The organism is Enterovibrio makurazakiensis (assembly GCF_050336585.1).
Classification (GTDB): Bacteria; Pseudomonadota; Gammaproteobacteria; order Enterobacterales; family Vibrionaceae; genus Enterovibrio; species Enterovibrio gelatinilyticus.
Genome location: NZ_JAKJSE010000011.1, coordinates 145,982 through 168,094 on the forward strand (window position 1 = coordinate 145,982; position 22,113 = coordinate 168,094).

The 22,113-nt window shown below is 47.8% G+C and carries 18 protein-coding genes; 17 read left to right on the forward strand and 1 reads right to left on the reverse strand.

Annotated elements, in window-relative coordinates:
• Positions 1-38 precede the first annotated feature (38 nt).
• Entirely contained in the window at positions 39-1,205 is a 1,167-nt protein-coding gene (locus L4D06_RS09750; RefSeq protein WP_429739116.1) for a diaminopropionate ammonia-lyase, read from the forward strand.
• 203 nt (positions 1,206-1,408) lie between these two features.
• Here L4D06_RS09750 and L4D06_RS09755 read toward each other — a convergent pair whose 3' ends face one another.
• Positions 1,409-2,053, reverse strand: a complete 645-nt coding sequence (locus L4D06_RS09755) for a hypothetical protein (RefSeq protein ID WP_429739118.1) — start codon at positions 2,051-2,053, stop codon at positions 1,409-1,411.
• 511 nt (positions 2,054-2,564) lie between these two features.
• Between L4D06_RS09755 and L4D06_RS09760 the strand changes: the two genes are divergently transcribed.
• The 16 genes from L4D06_RS09760 (at position 2,565) to tssK (ending at position 22,107) form a co-directional block, all read left to right on the forward strand.
• The gene (locus L4D06_RS09760; protein ID WP_429739120.1) at positions 2,565-3,920 is read left to right on the forward strand and encodes a type VI secretion system protein TssA; all 1,356 of its coding nucleotides are present in this window, start codon (positions 2,565-2,567) and stop codon (positions 3,918-3,920) included.
• Between the two features lie 34 nt (positions 3,921-3,954).
• On the forward strand, positions 3,955-4,473 hold the full coding sequence (locus L4D06_RS09765) for an Hcp family type VI secretion system effector (protein WP_429739121.1): 519 nt from the start codon (positions 3,955-3,957) through the stop codon (positions 4,471-4,473).
• Between the two features lie 68 nt (positions 4,474-4,541).
• Entirely contained in the window at positions 4,542-5,051 is a 510-nt protein-coding gene (tssB, locus tag L4D06_RS09770) for a type VI secretion system contractile sheath small subunit (RefSeq protein WP_017003023.1), read from the forward strand.
• The gene (tssC, locus tag L4D06_RS09775) at positions 5,051-6,532 is read left to right on the forward strand and encodes a type VI secretion system contractile sheath large subunit (protein WP_017003022.1); all 1,482 of its coding nucleotides are present in this window, start codon (positions 5,051-5,053) and stop codon (positions 6,530-6,532) included. Before tssB ends, tssC begins: the two co-directional genes overlap by 1 nt.
• Positions 6,533-6,581: 49 nt before the next feature.
• The gene (locus L4D06_RS09780; RefSeq protein ID WP_429739124.1) at positions 6,582-7,934 is read left to right on the forward strand and encodes a type VI secretion system contractile sheath domain-containing protein; all 1,353 of its coding nucleotides are present in this window, start codon (positions 6,582-6,584) and stop codon (positions 7,932-7,934) included.
• 8 nt (positions 7,935-7,942) lie between these two features.
• Positions 7,943-8,353, forward strand: a complete 411-nt coding sequence (gene tssE / locus L4D06_RS09785) for a type VI secretion system baseplate subunit TssE (RefSeq protein ID WP_429739126.1) — start codon at positions 7,943-7,945, stop codon at positions 8,351-8,353.
• Complete coding sequence (gene tssF, locus L4D06_RS09790; protein WP_429739127.1) at positions 8,346-10,127, forward strand: type VI secretion system baseplate subunit TssF; 1,782 nt, start codon at positions 8,346-8,348, stop codon at positions 10,125-10,127. The genes tssE and tssF overlap by 8 nt, the downstream gene beginning before the upstream one ends.
• On the forward strand, positions 10,109-11,089 hold the full coding sequence (locus tag L4D06_RS09795) for a type VI secretion system baseplate subunit TssG (protein ID WP_429739129.1): 981 nt from the start codon (positions 10,109-10,111) through the stop codon (positions 11,087-11,089). The genes tssF and L4D06_RS09795 overlap by 19 nt, the downstream gene beginning before the upstream one ends.
• Positions 11,090-11,100: 11 nt before the next feature.
• Complete coding sequence (gene tssH, locus L4D06_RS09800) at positions 11,101-13,713, forward strand: type VI secretion system ATPase TssH (RefSeq protein ID WP_429739131.1); 2,613 nt, start codon at positions 11,101-11,103, stop codon at positions 13,711-13,713.
• 91 nt (positions 13,714-13,804) lie between these two features.
• On the forward strand, positions 13,805-14,974 hold the full coding sequence (locus L4D06_RS09805; RefSeq protein ID WP_429739133.1) for an ATP-grasp domain-containing protein: 1,170 nt from the start codon (positions 13,805-13,807) through the stop codon (positions 14,972-14,974).
• On the forward strand, positions 14,967-17,204 hold the full coding sequence (locus L4D06_RS09810; RefSeq protein ID WP_429739135.1) for an MFS transporter: 2,238 nt from the start codon (positions 14,967-14,969) through the stop codon (positions 17,202-17,204). Before L4D06_RS09805 ends, L4D06_RS09810 begins: the two co-directional genes overlap by 8 nt.
• A complete protein-coding gene (locus L4D06_RS09815) occupies positions 17,201-18,370 on the forward strand; it encodes an ABC transporter substrate binding protein (RefSeq protein WP_429739137.1) in 1,170 nt (389 codons plus the stop codon). The genes L4D06_RS09810 and L4D06_RS09815 overlap by 4 nt, the downstream gene beginning before the upstream one ends.
• A gap of 15 nt (positions 18,371-18,385) precedes the next feature.
• On the forward strand, positions 18,386-19,111 hold the full coding sequence (locus L4D06_RS09820; protein ID WP_429739139.1) for a substrate-binding periplasmic protein: 726 nt from the start codon (positions 18,386-18,388) through the stop codon (positions 19,109-19,111).
• A complete protein-coding gene (locus L4D06_RS09825) occupies positions 19,095-20,291 on the forward strand; it encodes a type VI secretion system-associated FHA domain protein (RefSeq protein WP_429739141.1) in 1,197 nt (398 codons plus the stop codon). The genes L4D06_RS09820 and L4D06_RS09825 overlap by 17 nt, the downstream gene beginning before the upstream one ends.
• A gap of 1 nt (position 20,292) precedes the next feature.
• The gene (tssJ, locus tag L4D06_RS09830) at positions 20,293-20,784 is read left to right on the forward strand and encodes a type VI secretion system lipoprotein TssJ (protein WP_429739143.1); all 492 of its coding nucleotides are present in this window, start codon (positions 20,293-20,295) and stop codon (positions 20,782-20,784) included.
• Positions 20,785-20,793: 9 nt separating this feature from the next.
• The gene (gene tssK, locus L4D06_RS09835) at positions 20,794-22,107 is read left to right on the forward strand and encodes a type VI secretion system baseplate subunit TssK (protein WP_429739176.1); all 1,314 of its coding nucleotides are present in this window, start codon (positions 20,794-20,796) and stop codon (positions 22,105-22,107) included.
• Positions 22,108-22,113 lie beyond the last annotated feature (6 nt).

A 22,113-nucleotide genomic window follows, 5' to 3' on the forward strand; every position in this document is an offset into this window, starting at 1 on the left:
GTCCCACTACGCCTCACTCTTGTCATGAAGTATCCGCCATGTTGAAAGTATCGAAAAATAAGCACTTTACCGGTCAAACTAGCCCGATTTTCTCTGATAATGTTGCCAAGGAAGTACGCGCTTTCCATCAACAGATTGAAGGTTACGCGCCAACGCCTTTGGTGTCATTGCCTGAACTGGCTAAGCGCCTTGGTGTGAAAACCATTTTGGTAAAAGATGAATCTAAACGCTTTGGCTTAAACGCATTCAAAGTGTTGGGAGGTTCGTATGCATTGGGCCGCCAATTGGCTGAACATCTGAATGTTGATATCAGCGAAATTGACTTGAAAACTGTGGCATCCAAATTGGAAAAACCACTGACGTTCACGACAGCAACAGCAGGTAACCACGGTACAGGTGTGGCATGGGCTGCGCGTGAAATGGGTCAAAAAGCAGTGGTTTACATGCCGAAAGGCTCGCCACAGGCAAGTGTCGATCGCATTCGTGGCTTGGGTGCGGAATGTATTGTCACGGAAGTTAATTACGACGATACCGTGCGTTTGGCGAACCAAACCGCGGAAGACAATGGCTGGATGCTAGTACAAGATACCGCATGGGAAGGATATGAGAAGATCCCAACATGGATTTCTCAAGGCTACATGACAATGGCTGATGAAGCCGTTGAGCAAGCACAAGAAAAACCCACGCACGTCCTATTGCAGGCTGGCGTCGGCGCGATGGCTGGTGGTGTATTGGGCTACCTTGCTGACAAATTGGGTGCGGATACGTTCAAAGCGATTATTGCAGAACCTTCGGCGGCAGACTGCATCTTCCGTTCTGGCGACAAAGGTGAAATGGTCAACGTGACGGGCTCTTTAAGTTCAATCATGGCGGGTCTTGCTTGTGGTGAGCCAAACCCTGTGACTTGGCCAATCCTGCGTGACTGCAGCCATAGCTTCGTGTCGGTAGAAGATAACGTTGCAGCGACAGGCATGCGTATTCTGGGTAACCCTTTGGTTGGCGATGAGCCTGTTACCAGTGGTGAATCAGGCGCTATCTGTATGGGTCTGCTGTACCTGCTGATGCAAGAAGACAGCAAGGAACATGCACAAGCGTTGGGCTTAGACGAAGATTCTGTTGTCCTGCTGTTTAGCACAGAAGGCGATACCAATCCTGATAGATACCGTCGAATCGTTTGGGAAGGCGAGCAAGCCCTGTCATTCTGATAAAGCCAATAGGCGACAAACAATAGGCGACAGATAATAGAAAAGGAGGCTAAATGCCTCCTTTTTCGTTAAACGTGATGGTTACATGAATCGATTATCGATTATCGATTATCGATTATCGATTATCGAATAACCGATTATCGAGTAGCTCTGCACGTCATGAAGAAGCTTATTTGCTACTACTCTCTTCTTTTGGAAAAGCACTAAACCGGCTTGATATAACGCGTTGGCGTAATATCAGGATTTAGAAGGTATCGAATTCTTCGTCCGGTTAAACCTGGGCTCATACCACCAATCCTCTGCCACGTAGACCAACCCAGCACGCCATCACTTCTGTCAAAGTGCTTACTCTGGTCTATATCGCCGATATGGTGCGTTGTCGTTGGATCTCCGACTGTAAAAGCATGGTCGGTTTGCCCACAGACGGTGTGTACGAGAGGTGCTTCCATTCTATCGTTACCACAAAATGCATTGGCAGCCCGAATGACTTCTCTACCACGTAACACCGTGTCTCTTATTGGGCTGCTGGTCGCTATTGAGAGACTGTATTTAGGGCTACTTACGCCACAGCCATCTCTCAAGATTTCTAAAAGGCGGGTGGTGTGTGCGAATGCGTTGTTTGTGAAACTCTCGTCAAGGTGGCATAAAACAACACTGTCTGAGTAATCTTCCACAATGATCAAGCAATGACAGGGGCCCACACCTGTTGTGGTGAGTACGGTTTTGGCTTGGTCTGGGAATTTGTTTGGTTCAAAGCAAAATCCTGCATAGCCTTGAGGGACGATCAGAATTTTTCTTGCTTCGTCCAAAGGTTTAGACAACCTGCCTGTTTCTTGAATCGTAATCATGCAGAAATATCCTTTTTAATCTGTATGTTATCAATAATTAGTGTCGAGTATCTAGCTAACCCTATGCTGAATCTACGTTTGGGTTTCATATCAATAAATCACAACGCTACTCACTGTAAATCCCAAAGGATTGTGGAAGTCATAGTATGAGCAGAATTTTGTACAGCGAAATGCTTTGCGGGTTGAATTGAGGGATTTACGAAAATCAAAGACCCTATATGTGACTAATGCATCAATATATTGTAACCTTATCGTTTCATATGTTTCAAATTTTGGACTAAATTCCATTTTATAATACAAAAATCAACATAATTTTGTTTGTTAAGAAGCGTTTTACGTTGATTTGAGATGTACTCAGTTAACAAGCAAGTTAAACACCTAGAAGCACATCACGCTGGAATGTAACCCTTTCATTTGTGGGTGTTTACAAGTTTCTAATTCGATTCGTGGCTTTAGCAAAATGACTTTGCTGTGAAAGGATGTCGCAGCAATACAGGGAAACTGCATAGGTATGATATTCACGGAAGACGTAAAACGATCACTTTCAAGCCCTATTTCGAGCGAATTGCCATGTGGCAAATATCTGAAGACTGACCGAGCAACGTTCAGGCCGCTAAGAAATGAATTTAATGTCGCTCAAACCGCACTGAGAAAACTGGCACAAAACCCAGATGAAGCCGAACTGGACAACCTGCAGGAAGATAACCTGCAGGCATGGAAGCAATTGGGTGCGAGCTTAAAGAGAACGTTTGAAACAGAAAGTCGGGATATAGAGCTGATCGGATGGATGCTTGCTGTTCAGCTCATAGTGGATAATAGCGTTGATGGAGCGTCAAACCTCATCGCTTGGCTAAATGAACTTGTCGAGAATGAATGGGAGTCTCTCAATCCCGTTTTACCTCAAGACAAGTTGAAAGGTGAGGGTGATGAAGCCCAAAAAGAGCAGTTTGAAGCCAAGGTAAAAGCGTTTTTCCAGATATGTGGGGACAGTGAAGACAGCAGTCTTCTCTACGCGCCGCTTCTCATGTTGCCACTGGTTGGCGACATCACTTTCTTTCAGTATCAAAGTGCAGAGAATAAAGGCGGGGCAGCTCAGTTACGCCAGCAAGCGACACAAGCACTCGCATCACAAAAGAGCCTTGTGCAAGCTCGCACCGATAACCTTGCGCAGCTATCCAAACTGTTTGTGTCAGTGTCTGAGTGTGTCAATAAACATACTCAGCCGATGCTGGTTAAAGGTGTGAACTTTACCTTCGCCTTATCTCTCATTTCCAAAGTTCAGAGTGCAATCACCTATCTCACTGGGCTGACGCCTACACAAGAACATTCTGAACCTTCCAATAGCCAAGATTCCTCTAGCCAAGACAATGCCCAATCGATGGAGATACAGGCTGGCGTCAATGATAGCCAATCAGTCAGCCAGCAATCGGTATCTCAAGTCAGTGTCTCGGTGTCTGAAACCGCAAGCTTCTCAGAGGCAGCGAAAATGAACAACATGAACCGAGATCAAGCGTTCGTCCAACTGCGTGAGTTGGCGGAGTATTTTCGTGTCAGTGAACCTCACAGCCCCGTTTCTTTTCTATTAGAAAAAGCCATTCGTTGGGGCTACATGCCGTTGCCAGAACTCATGTCTGAACTGCTGGTGGGCAGAGAAAACGATCAGGACAAAATTTTTAATCTTATTGGCTTAGATAACGAGGAGAGAGTGGTGTTGCCTGAGATGACGTCAGCAACGACCTCTCGTCCTTCTTCTGCGCCGATGCAAAATTCCGTTCAGGAAAATGCTTCGCATAGCACTGATCAGAAGGAAACACCGAAAGAAAGCTCTAGTAAATCCTCATCGGGTTCAACGGGTTTACGTTGGTAGGGATAGATTTGTTCACAAATAAATAGGGAAAACTATGGCTAGTATTTTTATGCGCATTGATGGCGTGGATGTGAAAGGCGGAGCAACGATTGAAGGGCTGGAAGGTACTGGCTGGTTTGCGATCAGTTCGTACAAATGGGGTGGCGTACGCAACGTTGCTATGGATATCGGTAATGCTAACAACGCCGACTCAGGCATGGTGGCAATCACGGAAGTGAACTTTACCAAGCAAGCTGATGGTGCGTCTGAAGATCTGCTGTCTTTCCTGTTTAACCCAGGTAAAGAAGGAAAGATGGTCGAAATCGCATTCACCAAGCCAGAGTCTGGTGGTCAAGGTGCAGTGGTTTACTTCCAAATTAAACTCTCCAATGCGCGTCTTGTGTCTTACAACGTTGAAGGCACTGATGGCTCTCAACCAATGGAGAAAGTCGCCCTTTCTTACATTGAGATTTCACAAAAGCATAACTATGAACTTGAAGATGGCGAGCTGAAAGATGGCGGCATCGTCACCTACAACGTACCTCAAGGTAAATTGCTGTCAGGTGCTAAGTAATCGATAGGCGCTGCCTTTGTGGTCAGCGCTTTTTCTTAGTGACGTAAAATTAAAAATGGAATTGTGTTATGGCACTGAATGCACAACATAAACGTGTAAGTAAGAACCGAGTCAGTATTACTTATGATGTGGAAACAAATGGGGCTGTAGAGACCAAAGAGCTGCCTTTCGTGGTCGGTGTCATTGGTGATTTCTCTGGTCACAAACCTGACTCTGATAAAACGGACTTGGAAGAGCGTGAATTTACTGGCGTCGATAAAGACAACTTCGATTCAGTGATGACTCAGGTTCACCCGCAACTCAGCTATAAAGTTGACAACAAATTGGCTGACGACGATAGCCAGTTCGAAGTTAACCTTAGCTTCCAATCAATGCGCGACTTTCACCCTGAGAGCTTGGTTGATCAAATTGATCCACTGAGACAATTGGTTGAAACGCGTAACCAGCTAAAAGACCTGCTGAGCAAAGCAGACCGCTCTCGTGATCTTGAGCGCCTTCTGAAAGAAGTTCTGCAAAGCACAGATGCAATCCAAGGGTTGGCTGATGAGCTTGGCGTGAAGAAGGAAGGAGATGAGTAATGTCGACTGAACAACAAGCAAATCAAGCAGGTGCAGAAGCGGCCGAAGGCCAAGCGAGTTTTCTAGAACGCGCGATTACTGCAACGACGCAAACACCGCCAGATACAACCAAAGAGTTACTTTCTAACCTCACTTCACAAGTGCTTGATGGCACAGTCACTTGGGACAAAAACCTCACGTTGACCATCGAAAAAGCCATTGTCGCCATTGATGAGAAGATTTCTGAGCAGCTACAAGCTGTGATGAAAGAGAAAGATTTTCAAAAGCTTGAAGGTACATGGCTTGGCCTGCAGAAACTGGTGAAGAACAGCGATTTGGGTCCAGATCTGAAAATCAAACTGGCTGACTACACCAAACAAGAATTGCTCGAGCAATTTGAAGATGCGCCAGCGATCGATCGCAGCCGTTTCTTCACCATGATCTATCAAGAAGAGTTTGGTACCGCGGGTGGTCAACCTTATGGTGCACTGATTGGTGATTATGAGTTTGGTTATGGCGACGAAGATGTGGCGTTACTGCGCTACATGGGTGAAGTCGCTTCTGCTTCTCACGCTCCTTTCGTAGCAGCAGCAAACGCGAGCATGTTTGATTTCGACTCGTTCCAGACTTTCCAAGAAGGCAAGCCCGTTGCTGCCGGTTTCGACTCTCCAGCTTACGCGAGCTGGAATGCGTTCCGCGCAAGTGACGACAGCCGTTATGTGGCGTTAACGCTACCGAAAACGCTTGCACGTCTGCCATACGGTGAAGGCACCATCCCAGTGAAATCTTTTGCTTTTGAAGAATTGGCAAAAGGCGCTGACGGCTCAGCCGTACCAGAGTCAGAAGACGATTTTGTGTGGAGCAATGCAGCTTACGATTACGGTCTAAACCTGACCAATGCCTATCGTCAGTTTGGCTGGTGTACTGCCATTCGCGGCAATGACAACGGTGGTAAAGTGGAAAACCTTCCAAACTTTACCTTCAAGAACGATGCTGGCGATCTCCTGCAGCAATGTCCTACCGAAGTTAACCTAACGGATGAGCGCGAAAAAGAGCTTAGCGACTTAGGCTTCTTGCCGTTGGTTCACTACAAAAACACCAACTATGGCGTGTTTATGGGTGCGCAAACAGCACACAAGCCGAAGACGTATACCGACCCTGAAGCTACCGCTAACGCCGCTATTTCAGCTCGTTTGCCTTACACCATGGCAAGTAGCCGTATCGCACACTTCTTGAAAGTAATGGGCCGCGACAAGATTGGTTCACACCTTGAAGCCACCGATGTTGAGAAAGAGCTAAATACTTGGATTCACCAATATGTGAACCCAAATGCTATCGGCAACGAAGCGAAAGCTCGTCATCCTTTGGTTGAAGCAAAAGTGACCGTTCAGGAACAAGCCGGTAAGCCTGGTGCTTACTCTGCTGTCGCTTATCTTCGCCCTTGGCTACAAATGGAAGAATTGACAACCTCCTTACGGATGGTTGCCAATATTCCAGGCTAATTCAAATGGCGGGGAAGCATCCCCGCTTTTTGACTAGGGACGATAGCCGATGGCAGATAGCGCAACCTTTATTAATTCTCACGACAGCGAGCACTGGCAGGCTCTGCTGGCCTCGTCACGTGATAATGATCTGGGAGCGTTTAGATCGTCTGTTACTCGGCTTATTTCTGCACTCGATGAGAAAATCAGCGAGCAGCTCTCGTTGGTGATCCAAGAACCACAATTTAAAAAGCTTGAATCGAGTTGGCGAGGGCTACAAAGCCTTATCGAACTGCCCGTTTCAATGCGACGCATCAAAGTAAAAATGCTCGATGCCACATGGCAGGAAATTGCGAATGATGTGAGTCTATCTTTCGACGTTTCTCAATCGACGCTCTACAGAAAAACCTACTCTCAGGAACTTGATACAGCCGGTGGTCAGCCTTTTGGTATGTTGGTGATCGATCATCGCGTTCATCCTGATTTTAGTGATGACAGTGATTATGACGACCTCTATACCCTACAACTCTTGTCTGAAGTCGGAGAGAGGGCATTGTGCCCCATTACACTTGGTGTCGACCCGTATTTCTTTGGCGACCAGCCTGAGCGCCAGATGCATGACAACGCACGTATTGCTCGGATTTTAGATAGCGATGATTACCGATCTTGGCAATTACTGCGCAAAAACCAACCAAGCCGCTTCCTCCATCTTGTATTGCCTGAATATAGCCAGCGTTTACCTTGGCAAAATTACCCTGCGGGGTTTGTGTTTAATGAGGTACCGCTGTCTGAGCCGGTGTTGTGGGGGAATCCAGCCTACTTACTGGCAGCCAATGTATTACGGGAATTTGATCGTATTAGCTGGTTTGGCTTCTTGCGCGCTTATGATGAAACCGCCAGTCATGGCGCTATCTTGCTTGATAAGAACAATCAGTTTGCGCGAGTTGATGTATTCAGTGAAGAAGATGGGTTTTGGTCCGAACAGGGTTTTGTTGCGCTCAGTAGTTTGTACTTGAGCGGTCAGCAGGGGTTCTTTTCGAATCAGTCAGTATGGAAAGCCCCAGATGAAGCAAGTCGCTTACTGGGCATGCTTCAAACCAATTTGATGGCATGTCGTTTTGGGCACTACATCAAAGCGCAATTACGTGACCAAGTGGGCAGCTTTGACAGCGCAGCAGATTGTAAGCGTAGCCTAGAACGCTGGATTCAAAAATACATCAGTGAAGTGGATTACGGTGAAGATGCCATCATGGCGCGTTATCCGCTTAAGTCTTGTGACATTGCTTTGATCGAAGATGCGTCTGACCAAACCCGCTACCTCTGTGAAATTCGCCTACAACCCCAGTATCAATACGAAATTCTCGACGCTCAAATCGTGCTTTCGACGACGGTTTCTTCTAATGAAGTCGGAGAAAGCGTATGAGCTTAACCATGAAATTAAAACAGCAATGGCGGGGCGATCTCGATGATGCGCGTGACGCCATCATTGCACACATATCCTCTTTGATTTCAGGACGCGCCCCGATTTGGACGGGCAATAACGATGCTAGCTCCCTCAATGGCACCGTTGCCACCCTCGGCATGCAAAACATCTCTCGTTCCCAAAGCAAAGCGAACAGTGAAGTGGTGGGAGAGGAGATTCGTCAACTCATCAAAGCATTCGAACCGCGTTTGTCTGCGGTTGATTTAGAGGTCAATGAAGACACAACAGGTAATAACCAGCTGGAGTTTCGCATTACCGCCATTATGCACACTGACCAGGGCGATGAGACGGTCGTTTTTGATTCGTTTTTAGATTTTAGCACCAGCAAACTTGATGTAAGGAAAACGAACCTTGTCTGATTCTCTGCTTGCCTATTTTGAACAAGAACTTCGCTTTATCCGCGAAGAAGCGGCTGCGTTTTCTCAGCGCCACCCAGGCGCGGCAAGCTCGCTCGGTGTCAACAAAGAAACCGTTGATGATCCCCAGGTTGCGCGTTTAATCGAAAGTGTCGCGCTGCTTAACGGTAAGCTTCAAAAACGCCTCGATGATGCCTATCCAGAATTTACAGAAAGCCTGTTACGCCTTCTGTTTCCGCATTACCTTCGTCCTGTGCCTTCATTTGGCATCCTCAGTATTGATGTGGGTGATGATGCAACCGCACAGCACGTTATTCCCAAAGATACTGAATTCGACGTGTCTGATGACAATGGTCATCATGCCGTGTTTCGTACCACCCAAAACCTAACGTTAAACCCCATTTCGTTGTCAGATGTTGATGTCGCAATGGCGCCCTTTGATATCGTAAAACCACGTGGCGCGGAACAATCTAAAGCGATGCTGGCATTCACGTTTAGCGCGTTTGATGAAGGCATGCCCTTGTCTACTTTGGCGATGTCACACATAGATTTGCAATTGCAGGGCGATCCAAACCTAATGCTTCGCCTGCATGACATGGTGTTGTCCGGTATTGAGCAAGTGGTTGTTTCTTGGGATGGCGGCGAACGCATTCTTGGACAAGATGCGCTCGAAGTGGTGGGGTTTGACAGTGAACAATCCACATTGCCGTATCTTGCGAGCAGTTTCTTTGGCTTTAAGCTTCTCACCGAATTCTTTGTTTTCCCTGAGCGTTTTCATGCATTGCGTTTGAAGTTAGGGGATGCAGTCAAACACATTGATTCACATAGCCTGACAATCAAACTGTTTGTTGAAGATCTTGAAGTGGATGTGGCGCGTGCCATTGATAAATCAAACTTCATGCTTCATAGCACGCCTATCGTTAACCTCCATCGTGTTGTGGCTGAACCGACACGCATTGATTTCACTCAATCGTCATATCCGCTGACCATCGATGCCAGTAACCCTGATGCGCTATCTCTGTTTTCCATTGAGCGTGTTGAGGATGTTGACGAACGGGGAACGACGGTCATTCCTGCTTTATACAGTGACCAATATTACGCATCAAAAACCGGTTATCGCTGGCAGTTGTCAGAGCGTGAAACCGAATTGGGTGAGACGGAATGTCGCCTCAAGGTGACGGATACACGCAATGAAAGTGCAGACAGTGAGCCTCGCACTTGGTTGGTCACCACTTTGTGTTCGAACGGCCGACGCGCCGCCAAGCTGAACACCAAAAGCCACATTCAATGCCGTGAAACTATCACGATACCCGGCACGGCGCGATTAAGCCGCCGACCCACACAGCCAGCACCAAAGAAAGATCTTCAGAACAGTTCTTGGGTGTTACTTTCGCATCTGCATTTTAACTATCACGCCATTTTTGGTGCTGAAGATCCTGTCACGCAATTGAAGTCCTTGTTTTCGCTTTATAACCACCATGAAAGCCAACAAATCACAGCCTACATTAATTCGTTAGTGGCGATTGATACGGAGCAAGTGGTTGCGCCAATCCGTGTCTCAGGAAAAAGCTGTTTTGCATATGGGACCAAGATAAGCGTCACGCTCAACGCGAATGAATTGGTAGGCGGCATAGAGCTGTTTTCTCATCTGCTCGATCGCTTTTTCGCATGTTTTGCAGGTTTTAATAGCTTTACGCAAGTGGACATTTTGCTTGAAGGACAAGACGGCGTATTCCAAGCCTTTCCAAGGAGGTCGGGATGCAAAAGTCTTCTTTAAAGGAATGGGTTGATCAGCCCTATCTCGCGTCCCTGCAGAGCAGTTGGCAGTTGGTGAAGCATCATGCTCAAGCACAAGGTGTACGCCCAAGTATTCGATTTAAAGCAGCGCGGCTCCCCGCTTATTATCATTCAGAGGTCGTGTCTGTTGAACGCAGTATGAGTGATAGCTGGCAGATCACGACCTCTTTGCCTGGGCTATCTGGCGCGAAAGGGGTGATGCCGAGAAGTCTTTATAAAGAAGCTATTCAAGCGGTGTTTGATGAAGAAGATCATGCCATGGCGGACTTCTTCGACAGCTTTAATAACCGCTATTACCGTTTGCTCTGCCAAACCGAAAACAAACATAACTTGTCAGCGCAGTGCGAAGAAGAAACCTTCACCTGGGCATCTTATCGCCCATCTATCACAGGGTTGCTCACCAACTTACATGGCGCAGCGGGAAGTCCTAAGGGCATTCCTGCCAGTCACTTTGTGCAATACACAGGCCTGATCGGCTTGAAAGTGACTTGCCCAGAAACACTACGTTGCATGCTTGAAGACTACTTTGGTTATCCGTTTGATGTGGAGCGAAGCGCGCTTTCCTATCAGCCCATTAGCCAAGATGCGCTAACACAAATCGGCGCGTCAGGAAAAAATCGCGTCTTGGGCTTTGATGCGTTAATCGGCAAAAAGGCCGCCATGGTGGGGCAAAAACTCGACGTCAAAATTCGACCGCAAAACTATGAAGACTACCGCGCAATTGGTCGTGATAAACGTCTTGTTTCTGCCATTAACCAAATGGTGACGCAGTATATCGGTGTGAACCTCAAATTTCGCTTGTTGATGAAAGTCGATGGGCAGTATCTACCGAGACTTTCGCTTTCGGAGACGCAGCAAAAAGGGCAGCAATTAGGCCAGTCAGCTTGGATAAGGACGCAGGATAACAAGATGACATTTGTAGAAATGCCACTTAAGGGATAACGGATAGCATTATGATAAACATCGAACTACAGAATTTGGTGAGAAGACTGGCGCCGGGCGTAAAATCATCGCTTGAGGCTGCGGCTGGCGACTGTATGGGTCGCACACATTATGCTGTGGAGCTAGAACATTGGTTTTACGAGTTGATGAAAGATTCAACCCTCGGATGGCACGCTGCGGTAAACCAAAGCAACGCGTCTAAAGGCGCACTGCTTGATCAACTCGATCAGAAGTTATCATCGTATGCTCGTGGTAATGATGCTGCACCTTCGCTGTCACCATCACTGATTGAACTCTTAAAAGATGCTTGGCTGCTTGCGTCACTGAATCAATCCCAAGCGAGTGTGAACGAGTACCATCTATTGTTGGTATTGCAGCAGCGTATTACTCAAAGTGCCTATAATGGCCCATTGAGCAATTGGATCTCTGAGCTGTCTTCAGAGTGGCTAAAAAGCAAGGCCAACGAATATTCTAGCGATAAATTAGGCGAGGCATCTTCTGCGGGTGGAGCGCCTGTAGAAGCAGGCGATGCGGGTACTGCGGCGTTAGATAAATTTACCCATAACCTGACCGAAGCCGCGCGTAATGGAAAACTCGACCCTATCTCTGGGCGTTCGAGCGAAATCCGCAAATCTATTGATATCTTATGCCGTCGTCGTCAAAACAGCCCGATTCTTGTGGGTGACCCTGGTGTGGGTAAAACCGCTATTGTTGAAGGCCTCGCGCAACAAATTGTTGATGGAAACGTCCCGCCAGCATTGGCGAACGTTGAACTGCGCAGCCTAGATTTGTCCCTTCTTCAAGCGGGTGCCAGCATCAAAGGTGAATTTGAAAATCGCCTTAAAGATATCATCAACGAAATCAAACAATCACCGACCCCGATCATCATGTTCATTGATGAAGCGCATACCCTAATTGGTGCGGGTGGCGCAGCAGGTCAAAACGACGCAGCCAATATCTTGAAGCCAGCATTAGCGCGTGGTGAGTTTCGTTCACTCGCTGCGACAACGTGGGCAGAGTACAAACAGTACTTCGAAACAGATGCCGCACTGACGCGCCGATTCCAAGTGGTTTCAGTCGGTGAGCCAAACCAAGAAGATGCCATTCAAATGTTGCGTGGCGTGAAGGCAAGCTTAGAGAAGCACCACAATGTGAAAGTGCTGCAAGAAGCTATCGAAGCGGCGGTGACACTGTCTATTCGTTATCTTCCTGAACGTAAATTGCCAGATAAAGCCATCAGCCTGCTAGACACGGCATGTTCTCGAATCGGTTTGAGCCAAAGCGCAACGCCACAGAAATTAGAAGGTTTGGCTGAGCAAATTCTCTATACCAACAATGAAATAGATTCATTTCGCCATGAGTCTGCGTTGTGGTCGATTGAAAGTGATCAACTGGAGAAAGCAGAGTCTCGTTTGGAATCTTTGCATGCAGAGCATGACGCTCTAGAAAAACAGTGGGAAGAAGAAAAAACCTTGGTATCGAGCATTCTGGATTTACAAGAGTTGCTTGATGAAAAATACCGCGACGGCGAAGACATCTCTGCGTTGCCAGAACGCAAAGAACTCGACGAGAAAATGACCGAACTTCGTGATATTCAAGGTGAGCATGCCCTTGTATTGCCACAAGTGAACCAAGAAACCATCGCTGAAGTTATTTCACTGTGGACGGGGATCCCTGTTGGCAACATGGTGAAAGAAGAAGTCGAACGCTTGATGCATCTCGAAACGCATATTGGTCAGCGCGTGATTGGCCAAGTAGCCCCTATTGATGAGATTTCAAAAGCCATTCGTATGTCCCGTGCGGGTCTGACTGATCCACGTAAACCGGTGGGCGTATTCCTCATGTGCGGACCAAGTGGTGTGGGTAAAACGGAAACGGCGTTGGCACTGACAGACTTGTTGTATGGCGGTGAGCAGAACATCACAACGATCAACATGACCGAGTTTAAAGAAGAACACAAAATCTCCATGTTGCTGGGATCACCTGCGGGTTACGTGGGCTTCGGGAAAGGCGGTGTATTAACAGAAGCCGTGCGTAAGAATCCGTATTCTGTGCTCTTGTTGGATGAAATGGAAAAGGCGCACCCTGGTGTGCATGACCTGTTCTACCAAATCTTTGATAAAGGCACGATCAGCGACAGTGAAGGCCGAGAAATCGACTTTCGTAATACCATCATCATTATGACGTCAAATGCAGCAGACAGTGCTGTGGTTGCTGCTTGCGCAACAGAGCGTCCGTCTATTCCAGATCTGACGCAACGTATCTTCCCTGAGCTTCAAAATTTCTTTAAGCCTGCATTCCTAGGGCGCGCCACTGTGGTGCCGTATTTCCCTTTGAATGAAGAAGAGATGGCATCCATTGCCAAGTTGTCTTTGAGACGCATCGAGAAGCGTGTTTCGGCTCATTACGGCGCAACCTTTGAGTACGCCGATGATGTGATTGAACAGCTAGTGATGCGCAACCACTCACCAGAAACCGGTGCGCGAGCGATCGAGCAAATCATCAATCGAACCTTGATGCCTGAACTCGCGAATCAGTGTATTACGCGCATGAGTCAAGGTGAGCCAATCACCGCTATTCGCGTTCGCGTTGATGGCAGTCAATTTGGTTTCGATATCGACTAAGAGAACGGCTTAGAAGTGGTTTGAAGTACGCCCAGTTCCTGAGAGTGAAAAAGGACACTGGGCGAAAATTGTAAGACGTTAAAGGTGATGTATGAGCGCGGCACTGTTTAATCAAGAACAGATAGACTGGATTAAAAGACAGGTGAAGATTGCGATTGTCTGTGGTGGTGAAAAGCACCACACGGACAACTATATCCATGAAAACCTGAGCCCGCGCTCCACCAAAACGTACCGCGTTGTTGCTGAAGATATCGCAGATGCCTTGCATATCGCTGGCTTTCGACGTGTCGCTTTGCTTGAAGAAAGCATGAAGCTTCCGCGACAACTCAAAGACGGCGAGTTTGATCTTGTGTTCGCCAACAGTGGGGGCTTGCAAGGTTTCGACTCCATGTGCCATTTGCCCAGTATGCTAGAAATGCTGGGTGTTCCCTATGTCGGACATGCGCCAATGACAGCGGGTTTGCTCGACAATAAATTAATGTTCAAAAACGAGCTTTCAGCGATAGGTATCCCAACGGCTCCGTTTATTACGCTGCAACCCGAAGCGCCATTCTTCTCAGAGTCTCAGCAGCGCATGCTTGATCATATGGATGCTGAGTTTGGGCAAGGTTACATCGTTAAACCGGTTGTTGGTCGCGCGTCCATCCATGTACATCCCGTGTTCGATCGCGATGATCTGGTGAGTGTTGTGAATCAAGTGCACGCAGCGACGAGCAATGCGGTGATCATTGAGCCTTATCTTTCTGGGGCTGAGTTTGTTGCCGCTGTCATGGGACCGATTGTTTATCGTGACGGCGAACTCGAAGAGCAAGACCATCCGTTGGTGTTTTCGGTGACTGAGCGTTTACTGGCAGACAACGAGCTGATATTTACCTCGATGGATGTGTGCCCCATAACGTCTGACCGACTCAAGCTCGTGGTAGATGAAAAGCTGAAAGCTGACATCTCTTCTATTGCTTGCCAGATATTCCGCACGTTCAACCTCCAAACCTTGATCCGCGTTGACCTTCGAATGGATAAGAAGGGGCGGTTGTTTGTTCTTGAGGCCAACCCGAAACCTGATCTGAAATCACCAAAAGGCAGTGAAGTTAATTTGGTGAGCTTTGGGTTAAGTCTTGAGGGGTTGGACTACGAATCACTCATACAATCACTATTGTTTAATCGTTTACAGCAGCTTTATCGACACCGACCTACCAACGTTTCTCATTGCCTAACAGATGCCTTTACAGCTTTGAACGCAAAAGGGGATGAGCATGAGTAATCTGTCGAAAAACAGCCGTGTATTCTTCGGTATTCTGCTGCTTGGGCTTTCCCTATTTCTCGTGGTGTTTGTGGGGTATGCACAAACGCTAAAGAGCTATCAGCATCAAACACGAGAAGCGATTTTGGCGCAGGCAGAAGTCGCGAAACTCAACATTGAGCAGATTCTAAGTTCTGGTGTGCCGTTGCAAGATATCGCCGGCCTACAGGCCTTGTTATCACCGATTGCAGATACTGACCCGTCGGTGGTCGACCTGCGTTTAACCTCTGGTGAAACTGAGCTTTATCGCTACACCAACACGGTGATCGAGGGCAACTTGATTACTATTCCGCTGAACAATAAGTTCTCCCGCGCGGGTTCTCTAGATATTTTACTGAGTGATACGCCAATAAAAGAAAAAGTCGATGCGAGCTTTCTGACGCTTTTATGGGCCATGTTGATTTTGCTTTCTTTGTTTATTTGGTCCGTCACGTTGAATCAAAGCGGCAGCCGATACCTGAAGAGCTTCTCTGTCATATTTTTGACCATGACGATGCTGGTGGTCGTTTTGGTGACGATACTGCTCAAACAAAGCCTAGAGAACAAAGCGGACTCGATGGCAAGCCTGATTGGGCATCGACTAGCTCCTGTGCTCCAAGCTGACATTGATCCCGACTTGGTGGGAGGCATGGATCAGATGTTGGCTGATTTCATTCGGTCTAATAAGGAAGTCGCTTCATTGACTGTGTTCGTCGATGACCGCGCGATTGCCCGCAGTGAGGATGGTCAACATAGCCAAGTGCTATCGCAACTTGCAGAGTATGAAAGTGAAGATGACAAAGGCAATATCATTCACATCGCTTTCCATCCAGAAGTGTTGCTTGGGCAACTTCTCAAGGTATTAAAGAGTTTCGCGATTTTGTTTGGTGGTTGTGCGTTCGTTTGCTTTGCCTTTGTGAAACTGCTGAGTAAGGAAGCGACGGCAGACAGCCAAAGTAACGATGATGTGTTGGACAAAATAAAGCCGCTTCTTTTGATGACAGTACTCATGGAAGCGTTAATGGCACCTATCTTGCCGCAGTTTATCGAGCAAGTCGCATTAAGTGCTGGGTATTCTGACGCGGCTGCCTCTGTTTTCTTCTCCCTGTATTTCCTCGGTTTTACGCTAACACTGTTGCCAGCATCGAAAGTGGCAGAGTATGCCGACAATCGACGCGTTCTACTTGCAGGGATTTGTCTTGCGGCGTTGGGGAGTTTGGCGATTTTTGTCAGCGACCACATCGCGGTATTGCTTTCTGCAAGGTTCATTTCTGGTGTCGGGCAAGCTGCTGTGTTCATCGCGGTACAACAATATATTTTGTCTTACAGCAACCAACACAACAAAACCCAAGCCACTGGCATTATTGTTTTCTGCTTCAACGCTGGGTTTATTGCAGGCGCGGCATTCGGTGCTCTTCTCGCGGATATGTTGGGAGTGCAAGGCATTTTCGCCCTGTCGGCGGTGATTGGTTTTGGCATGTTCTTGTTCGCGCAATGGCTACCCGTTTTGGTATCAAAATCGGATGTGCGAAGACCGGATTCCAAAACCGCGATGGTGAAGAATGCGGCAAAAGAACTGGCTCGAGATTCAGCTCGCTACCTTTGCCAAGCGTCTTTCCTTCGAACGCTCTTGTTGGTAGGTATTCCCGCCAAAATGTTGCTTACGGGTGTCGTATTTTTCGCTGTTCCTTTGATCATGGCCGATCAGGGTATTTCAAAAGAAAGTGTGGGTCAGGTGCTCATGACGTACGCCATTGTGGTGTTGTTCGTTAACGGAAAAGTGACCCCTATGATCGACAAGAAAGGGGGTGCCAAGCTGTCTTTGGGGGTTGGCAGTTTGATTACTGCATCTGCATTGCTGCTTCTTGGTTGGGGATTAGAGAGAGATGCAATGTCCCTGACAGTGCTTGTGAGCACGCTTGCCATGATGTTGCTTGGCCTGTCTCATGGACTGATCAATGCCCCTGTTGTTACCCAGATCGTTTCCAATGTACCTACGAATGAAGAAGCAAAAGCGGCGGCGACCTATCGATTCCTCGAACGTGTCGGACACGTCACAGGCGCAATGCTCATTGGCGTTCTGATTACCTCGTTCAGCATCAGCCTAAGTTTCACGTTATTGGCAGGTTTCTTTGTGTTGGCGGGCATCGTCTTTTTCCTGACAGGCTCTACGCGTGCCGACAGAGAGGCAATGAGCGAGGTGCAGTCATGAGTAAGCTTCATCTCTTGAAAGTAAACGTGCTTGGCGTGATTCTCGTGAGTTTAATGTCGTTCTCGATTCCGTTGCATGCCACGCCATCCGATTGGCCCGATTGGATGGGAGAGACGGTTAAGATCACCGCGGAAGAAGATTGGACGTTTGAAGGGAATAACCACGAACTGCATATTGCTCCGCGCAAATCGAATCCTACGATTTGGGTTATCGTTTCTCGCAAAGCGGCGTCGTACGATACGGCCTTGCTGACCATGCTCAATGTGTATCAGCAAGAATTTGATAGTGTCTCGTTTAATGTGGTCAAGCTACCCAAAACAGAGGCTGAGCTTGAACAAGTGCTTGATGCTGCCGAACAGCGCGCGCAGCTAATTTATACCGTGGGGTCAAAAGCCACTGTTGCCGTTCACAAACAATATCAGGGTGGAAAACTCCCCGTTGTTTCAGTGAATGCGAAAGATCCGGTGTTAATGGGGCTTATCGATAACTATCGCGGCTCGGGCGATAATTTCGCATTCACCTCGCTCAACCTCCCTGCCAACGTCACGTTGAGCTTCTTGCTGAAATACATGCCTGAGTTGTCTCAGATTGGCGTTTTGTATGCTCGTACAAACAAAAGCGCTTATCTCACCCAGTTTTTACCGCTGAAACAAGAAGCCGAGCGTCGTGGTATTCGTGTGCTGGGTTTTGAGGTTGATGAGTCGATGGAAGATCAAACGCTTGAGCGTGTCATGACGTCGGAAATCCGTGCTCTTAAGTCACAAGACGGCAATTTAGATAAGACCTTGCTGTGGTTAACAGGCAGTTCGAGTTTGCTCGCACGGGTTGATGAAATTAATGGTTTATCCCAAAACCTGCCGTTGCTAACCGTGGTGCCAGAAGCCGTAAACGGCAATGAACACAGTGCTTTGATGTCAGTTGGCGTGAGTTTTGTCAACAACGCCCACCAAGCTGCGCTTTATGGCATTCGTATTCTTCGTGATGGCGAAAAGGCGGGCGGTTTACCCGTGGGCGTGATCTCACCGCCCGATATTTCGATCAGTTTTAGACAAGCAAAACGCCTAGAAAAAGCCGTGCCGTTAGTGTTGCTCGAAATGGCGAGCGATGTGTATTCGGAAAGCGGCAATGTTGTGCGTTCTCAAGGTATGAGTGTGGAGAGTCAATAATTGAGAGCAAAAAAGATGTGTAAAAACGTGCTCGTCACCACTGCATTGATGGTTATGTTTTCAAGTTTTCGGGTGAGTGCTGATATCGGCCCAGAGCGTCTGTTACTGACAACACAGGAGTGGTTTCCTTATCAATACCAAGAAGATGGTGTGATGAAAGGGCCGGGTGTGGATTCGGTAAAATGCGTGATGAAGGAGATGAAGCAACCCTATCAGTTGACGATGACGAAATGGGATAAGGCGCAATTGATGGTGGAAGTAGGTAGCCAGCATGGCTTCTTCCTCGCGTCACAAAACGCCATTCGTGATACCTACGCCGTTTTTTCATCGCCGATTGATGAGCAAAAGTGGAGTTGGGTTTTTCTCTCAGATGCCACGGATGTTGGCAGTGAAAAGTTCAAAGAGCACGTAGAAGTGGCGGCGCTTTTTGGGTCAAACAAATGGTTTTGGTTACACAAGCAAGGTTACCGCGTTGAACGCAAGCCGCGTTCGCCAGATGCGTTGCTTGAATTGCTGCTCAATGGCGAGGTCGGAGCCATTTTGGCTAACGATGCCGTGATTGGTGAAACGATAAAAAAACAAGGTGTCAGCTACCGCGCGATTTCAAAAAAACGGATAAAGAGTAATCCGTTGGGTGTGTATTTTTCTCGAAACTTTGTCGAGAAATACCCGCAGTTTATGGATTCGTTTAATTCTTCGACCAAGAAATGTATGGGAAGAGGCTATGCCGCTATCAATTAGGATTATTAGCTCGCCCTCTGGCGAGACCGTTTCAGAGTGGAATAAACAATTTCCAGAAGAAGGTGGTGAGATTGGTCGTGCTTATGGCTCGACGTTGCAGCTTAGCGATGCCAGCCGCGAGATTTCTGGAACCCATGCCATGATCAAAAAATCAGCGCGTGGCTATCAAGTCGTCGACAACAGCACAAATGGCTTGTTTATTAATGGTGCGCCTCAGCCACTAGGCAAAGGAAATCAAACCACCTTAACCGATGGTGATGTGCTCAATGTCGGGCAATACCGTTTGCTTGTGTCTTGCTTTGTACCCGAGCAAGCGGCGGCAGTAAAACAGCCATCACTCGCGGGCTCACAAGGCATGCCATTTAGTGATGACCCATTTTCGAACGCTCAGCAACAAGCCCCAACACAACAAGCAGCGCCGCGTTTCAATACCGCACCGCCCTCACAGCCAGCCAATGGTCAAGGCGCGTCGGTTTCTTCGAATCGCGCTGCTTTTCAACAAAACGCGTTTGATGCAGACCCTTTTCAAGAAAACACATTTAATACGCCTCAGAATGATCAGGGAAGAGCGCCTTTTGGGGCAGGGCTAGGCAACGAACAAGGCAATGTTTTTCGGCAAACCCCTTCTGGCTTTGGTGAACAGGGTTTAGGTGGCTCTGACGAAGCGGGCATGCAAACAGACGATCCGTTTGCGAATGCACGTTCCAACTATACTGCGCCGAACTCCTCATCCGCACAGCCTTCAGCAGCGGCAGCATTTTCGTCGCAACCACAAATGGAAGCACCTGCCGATTTGTCACACGGGTTTTCGGATGACCCCTTTGTTGATGGAGATGACAATTTCCCAAGTTTTACTGCACATACGGAAGATGTGTTTGAGCCTGTTGGGCAAAATCATACCTCTGTCGCCGAATATCTAACGCCGCGTGAGCACGAGCAGCAATGTGTTGAGAAGGCGATGGAATTGGCGTTAGGGCGCTTACTGGAAGAGCTTTCCCCCGACAGCTTAGAAGGTATGTTTAACGATCTTGTACGCCCCTCATTTTTTGGTCGAAAACCCAAATACTGGGATATGTACAAGCGCTATTTTCAGCGTCAAGTGACAAACAGAGATTGGCAAATCAAGTTCGGAGCCTACTTCAAAGAGTCTTACCGCATGCTGAAAATGGGAGACAAGTAAGATGAAAGCGTTACTTGCTTGTTTTCTTTCCATTGGCGTATTGGCGGGGTGTGGTTCTTCGGTTTCCGTTAATCCGATTGATTGGTTTAGCGATGATTCGCCCCCGAAATTCACCATGGATATTCGTGCAGAAAGCAACATTAACCCCAACGTGGATAACCTGCCTTCGCCTGTCGAAATCCGTGTTTATCAACTCGCTGACAGTGAAGCGTTTAATCAGGCCGATTTCATTCAGCTGTATAACGACGACCAAGGGGCATTGAAAGCAGGGCTTTTGTCTAAGCGCTATTTGCCAAGCGTTATGCCGGGGGAAGCCCGCACCGAAATTATTCCCGCGAACGCGGAAACCAAATTTGTTGGCGTCATCGTCGCGTTTGCGAACTATCGAGAAGCTAACAACAAAGCAATTTTTACATCGTTTGGAAATTGGTCTCAAACCATCACGCTGCAATTGGATGGCATTAACCTGACGATGACAGGGACAGAGGATTAAACCGTGGACATGAAAAAGGTCGTTTGGAGCGAGGGCATGTTTCTTAGCCCTCAACATTTCCAACAACAAGAGCGGTATTTAGAGCATTTCGCCAAATCATATTGTGGGCAAATTGCGCCTGGAAGCTTCGGGCTTTCGGAACTTGAACTTGACGCTTCTATGCCAAAGATTGGCAAGGTTGGCGTAAAAAAAGCCAAGGGGATATTCCCTGATGGCACGCCTTTCGAGATGGCTCAAGGCTTGGTGCTCGACATTCCGAAAGGCACGTTAAACAAGCGTGTGTATTTGGCAGTGCCTGTGTATCGCGCTGGCGTGGTTGATGTGGGCCAAGGCCAGCATATGCGCAACATGCCACTAGAATTTCAAGCCTATGACACCAGCCGCGATCACAGTGAAGCCGTGCCGTTGGAAGTGGCGCAACTGAATATTGTATTGAAGCTAGAAGGTGAAGATCTGCAAGATTACACCTTGCTGCCTGTGGCGTTTGTTTCTGAGCATAAATCGGAAGGTGAAGTGCTGCTCAATAAGGCATTTGTTCCTGCATGTTTGAGCTTCAGTGTGTCAGACTACTTGAAAGATTGCGTGTCGGAAATCTATGCGCAAATGCAGTATCGTGCACAAACCATTTCTAATCGTCTCCAAGTCGACAGCGGCAGCAAAAGCTACCAAGCACTGATGCGTGATTATCTTTGGCTACAAACCTTGGGCGGCTGGTTGCCAAAAATTCGCCATTGGCTGGACACCGGTGCGTTGACCGCCGAAGCGCTCTATCTCGAGTGCATTGCTATGGTCGGTCAAATGCAAGGGCTAGAAGGGCGCATGCCGGAAGAGTTTCCGACATGGAACCCAAATGCCATGTATGACAATTTCTCCATTGCATTCGCGGAAATACAAGTGCTGCTGCGCGAAGTGCAGCTTGATAACGTCACCACCTTGCCTTGGGACACCAGCCTGTTTGTTTCTCGCCGTTTACTTCGCACCATCGTGAAAGATCGGGCGCTATTTAATAGCGGTCGCTTCATCGTTGTTGTTTCGTCAGACGATATGGGTGCGGTCGAGTTGGGCGAGCAATTCTCCTTGGCGGCAAAAATGGCAGGAAACAGCGACATTGCTGATCTTGTCAGAAATGCACTTTCTGGGGTCGAACTTCGTTATTTGCCTGTCGCACCGACGGAGTTGAAGTCACGCAGCAATGCAGCGTATTTCGAAGTGAATATTCAATCGGATCTTTGGCAATCTCTCGTGAAGAAAGATGAACCCATTGCGCTGCATATTGATGAGCGCGTGGGTAATGTCACTGTTGAACTCCACGTGATCAGGTAGGCAGCG